General features: G+C 46.4%; 1 protein-coding gene. It reads left to right on the forward strand.

Going from position 1 to position 267, the window contains the following annotated elements:
• Positions 1–11: 11 nt before the first annotated feature.
• On the forward strand, positions 12–267 hold a 256-nt coding region (locus CWC28_RS21700; protein ID WP_138625782.1), incomplete at its 3' end, for a nuclear transport factor 2 family protein.

A 267-nucleotide genomic window follows, 5' to 3' on the forward strand; every position in this document is an offset into this window, starting at 1 on the left:
GAATAAAAACAATGGTAGACACCAAAGTTATAAAGACCGTTCTTGAAAAATACGTTGAGCTGGTTGATGCCGGTGATATTGACGGTATTTTGAATTTATACGACGAAAATGCAGTGGTCGAAGACCCGGTTGGTACTGATCCTCATGTGGGTATCAAAGCCATCGAAGATTTTTACCGCAATGGACTGGGGCAGGCTGAGGCTTCTGCCAATTTGATTGGCCCGGTCAGAACCACCAGTGCCAATGAAGGGGCCATGGCGTTTCAGG

It is taken from the genome of Pseudoalteromonas sp. S4492 (genome assembly GCF_005886115.1).
Lineage (GTDB): Bacteria > Pseudomonadota > Gammaproteobacteria > Enterobacterales > Alteromonadaceae > Pseudoalteromonas > Pseudoalteromonas gelatinilytica.